We start from the raw sequence: 3,641 nt of genomic DNA, 5'->3' as shown, positions 1-3,641 counted from the left end.
TGACGGCTTTCATGTACATTACCTGTTTCATTGATTCGTTGATTCGTTGATTCGTATAACCATTTACAGGAGGAAGGGATGGAACTGTGTTATTTTGCAGATGAAATCGACAAAGCCGACTTTGATAAATCTGTGCGCCTGGGCGTAGAAGCGGGTGCAACGGGCATTGAACTGCGCGGTGGCATCTGGGGCAAACGCGTCCAGGAAATCGACAACGACGAACTGCAGCGCGTCCAGGACGTACTGGCAAAGTACAATGTAACCGTTATGTCCGTCGGCTCGCCCGTGGGCAAATGCGCCCACGACAGCGCCGAAGAAAAAGCCGAACACCAGCGCATATTTGACCGCATGATCGAACTCGCAAAAGCATTTGATACAACCGTCATCCGCGGATTTTCCCTCTGGAACCCCAATCGACGAAAAGGAGACCGGGCAAATCGACCCGGTGTTGAGAACTATCTCGACGTCATCGTGCCATTTCTCGGCCCCATAGCCAAAACAGCCGAACGCGAAGGCGTCACCCTATCACTGGAAAACGAAGGCGCGACCATTGCCGGCACCTGTGCGGAAGCGAGAACAGTTGCCGACGCACTGGGCGACACATCGGGATTCAGCTTCTGCTGGGATGTGAACAACGGCATCGGATGTGGCGAACAAGCCATCCCAGATGGATACGAACAGATCAAAGGACGAATCACCCATCTGCACGTCAAACCCAACCCCGACAAAGAACTGGACCCCATTCGCGACAGCGATATAAAATACGAAGACCTGCTCAAAATGGTCCTATCAGACGGTTATACGGGCAATGTGAGCATCGAACACTGGGGATCCCCAGAACTCATGCTAAAAGGCGTACGACAACTGCGCGCTGTATTGGACAACCTGTAAAATGGACTTACACAAATTATTCACAGATGTATTTCATCCCGAACCCGACGAAACAGTAGCCGTCATTGCCGATGTCCCGCACGGTGAACTGCGCGATAGCGAGACCTGGCGCGAGCGCAGAGAAATGGCCGCCGAATGGCGTGCAGCCTGGGTATCGCTCGGCGAACAGATTGGCTTCGACGTCCTGCCGCTCATCACCTTTCCCGCGACCGGCGCGCACAATGGCAATTTGCCCCTCGACAAAGGCGAACCCATTCCCTTGCGCGACGGCCTGACGCGAGCGACAATAGTAAATGCACTCACGCAATTCTCCGCCACCGCGCCCCTATCTATGTGGGCGCGTTCACACAATGATTTTCGCGCCGCGTCATTGCCAGGCGTTGCGCGACGCATGGAAGAAACCGCGCTCTCCGCGGATTATACCGAAGTGGCGCGCCGCTGCCAGATATTAATGGACGCCCTCTCCGAAGCAGAATACGCACGGGTTATTTTTTCAACCGGCCACAAATGGACCGTTGACCTGCGCTACCGAGAAGCCCACAAAGACGACGGACAACTGCCCCGAGAAAAGGCAAACTCGGCATTTCCCATCATCAACTTGCCGAGTGGCGAGAGTTTCCAGGTCCCCTATGAAGGAGAAAAAAACGGCGACCCGAGTCGCACGGAAGGCGAAATACCCGTCAGTGACAACGGCGACGTCATCGTATTTCGGGTCGAAAACAATCGGATAGTAGATGTCGCGGGAAAAACAACACAGGCCGCGAGTTTCAAAGCCTATTTCGAAGAAGATCCAATACGCGGCAACATCGCCGAACTCGCCCTGGGATGTAACCCCAAAGCCGTTGTTTGGGGCAATGTCTTAGAAGATGAAAAAGCGGGCTTTCACTGGGCTTATGGACGTAGCGAACATCTCGGCGGCACAATTGGGCCAGAACAATTCAAATCCCCCGCACATATTGTTCACGAAGACATCGTCTATGCCAAAGACAGCCCGATACAAGTGGCATCACTCCTGTTGATTTCAGCAGACGGGAAGACACGCCAAATCATCCGGGATGGCGCATATCTGATCTAAAAGGAGATTCACATGTTAATCGACGCGCACAATCACCCAAACTGGCACGGATTCAACGCCGAAAAAATATTGAAAAACATGGACGAGCAAAACATCGACCTTATGTGGCTATTCTCCTGGGAAGCGCCAGAAGACGAATACAGCCCCAGTTATCACAATGTATTACCCCCAACAGGCGTGTGCATCCCCCTCGAAGACGTGATACAGGTGGGGCGCACAGCCCCCGACCGATTTGTACTGGGATACATGCCACACCCAAAACGGCCCGACGCAATTGACCGCTTGAAAGCAGCCGTAGAAATTCACGGGATTCGGGTTGCCAGCGAATTAAAGGTCAGAGTCGTATTTGACGACCCGGATGCCCTCAGACTCTATCACGCCTGTGGTGACATGGGCCTGCCAATCACAATCCATCTCGACTACCCCATCGATCACGGACGCGGGGATTACCCGAGACCAAACTGGTGGTATGGCGGCAGCATCGAAGCATTTGAACGGGCGATTATCGCATGTCCCGAAACCAATTTTATCGGCCACGCCCCGGGATTCTGGGCGCACATTTCTGGCGACGATAAATTTGACAAAGAAGCCTATCCCAAGGGACCCGTTGAGCCGGGCGGCAAAGTCCCCCAGATGCTCAAAAAATACGACAATCTATACGCCGACCTCTCCGCGGGATCGGGACTCACCGCAATCAGCAGAGACGAAGCATTTGGCAGGCAATTCCTGATCGACTTTCAAGATAGCCTGTTATTTGGACGGGATTATTTTGACACGCGCCTGATGGACTATCTCCAGCGCCTGAACCTGCCAAAAGACGCATTCGACAAAATCACATATCAAAACGCACAGAAGTTATTGGGTGATGATTGACGTGCTTCACCCCTTCTTCTCCCGCAATCCAAATGCCACCACAATCCCCAGCACGGGAAATATCGCAAGCACCATAAACACCTTCTGGTACGCATCGAGCGTAGCCAGATTTGCATCGAAGAAAAACTGCAACACCACTCCGACCAGTGCCGTACTGATCGCCATACCCATAAACCGCAACATACTATAAAGACCTGCAGCAGCGCCCATCTGGTCTGAATCGACAGTCCCCATAACCGTACTGTGCAAAGCAGCCAGCATCAACCCCGCACCAAGCCCATAATACGCCAGCAGACCAGCAATAACCCATGTCGAAACCGCATCGGACAAATGGGCAAAAGACAGCATCACCGTCAACTGCACAAACATCCCAATCATCACCAGCCACCGACTCTGAAAGCGATCGGACATCTGCCCGCCAAACCGAACAATCAGCGTCATCGCCGCAGAACTAATAATCAAAAACACGCCCAACAGTGCCGGACCCATGCGGTGAACATCGACCAGATACAGCGGCATCAAAACTCCAATACCACCCTGCACAAACATCCGCATCGAAGCGCAAAACGTCACCCGGCAAAACATGCGATTGCCAAAAAAATTGAGCGGGAGAAATGGATCTCTCCGCCCTCTTTCCCACCACCAGAAACCGGCAAAAAACAACCCCGCGCCCAAAAGCAATCGCCAATCTTCAAAAGGAGCAACCCCCGTCACAGACCGCCTGGACAGATAAAACATCAAAAACCCACTCCCCCCCGCCCCCACCCCCCCCCACACCCAAAGCAAAAGCCCGAAAAAAATA

Annotated in this window: 4 protein-coding genes; 3 read left to right on the top strand and 1 reads right to left on the bottom strand. The window is 53.1% G+C overall.

The genetic code is table 11. The features are described from left to right. Positions 1–78: 78 nt before the first annotated feature. The 3 genes from F4Y39_04380 to F4Y39_04370 are packed head-to-tail and all read left to right on the top strand — an operon-like array spanning position 79 to position 2,839. Positions 79–891 (top strand): sugar phosphate isomerase/epimerase, encoded by an 813-nt coding sequence (locus F4Y39_04380; protein MYC12944.1) that lies wholly within the window; start codon positions 79–81, stop codon positions 889–891. Between the two features lies 1 nt (position 892). Beyond that, positions 893–1,966: a hypothetical protein gene (locus F4Y39_04375; protein ID MYC12943.1), complete on the top strand. Its 1,074-nt coding sequence runs from the start codon at positions 893–895 to the stop codon at positions 1,964–1,966. Positions 1,967–1,978: 12 nt separating this feature from the next. Further along, positions 1,979–2,839 (top strand): amidohydrolase family protein, encoded by an 861-nt coding sequence (locus F4Y39_04370; GenBank protein MYC12942.1) that lies wholly within the window; start codon positions 1,979–1,981, stop codon positions 2,837–2,839. Between the two features lie 6 nt (positions 2,840–2,845). Here the strand turns inward: F4Y39_04370 and F4Y39_04365 are convergent, their stop codons facing one another. Continuing rightward, complete coding sequence (locus F4Y39_04365) at positions 2,846–3,640, bottom strand: MFS transporter (protein ID MYC12941.1); 795 nt, start codon at positions 3,638–3,640, stop codon at positions 2,846–2,848. Between the last annotated feature and the right edge of the window lies 1 nt (position 3,641).

The sequence above is a fragment of the Gemmatimonadota bacterium genome, assembly GCA_009838845.1.
In the GTDB taxonomy this organism is placed as follows: domain Bacteria; phylum Latescibacterota; class UBA2968; order UBA2968; family UBA2968; genus VXRD01.
Note: the sequence above shows the minus strand (reverse complement) of the source record. Positions and strands in the feature narration are given on the sequence as shown.

What these genes read in the sequence shown, in the direction of transcription:
- F4Y39_04375 (MYC12943.1), top strand. Translation starts at nt 893, where the DNA reads ATGGACTTACACAAATTATTCACAGATGTATTTCATCCCGAACCCGAC.
- F4Y39_04370 (MYC12942.1), top strand. Translation starts at nt 1,979, where the DNA reads ATGTTAATCGACGCGCACAATCACCCAAACTGGCACGGATTCAACGCC.
- F4Y39_04380 (MYC12944.1), top strand. Translation starts at nt 79, where the DNA reads ATGGAACTGTGTTATTTTGCAGATGAAATCGACAAAGCCGACTTTGAT.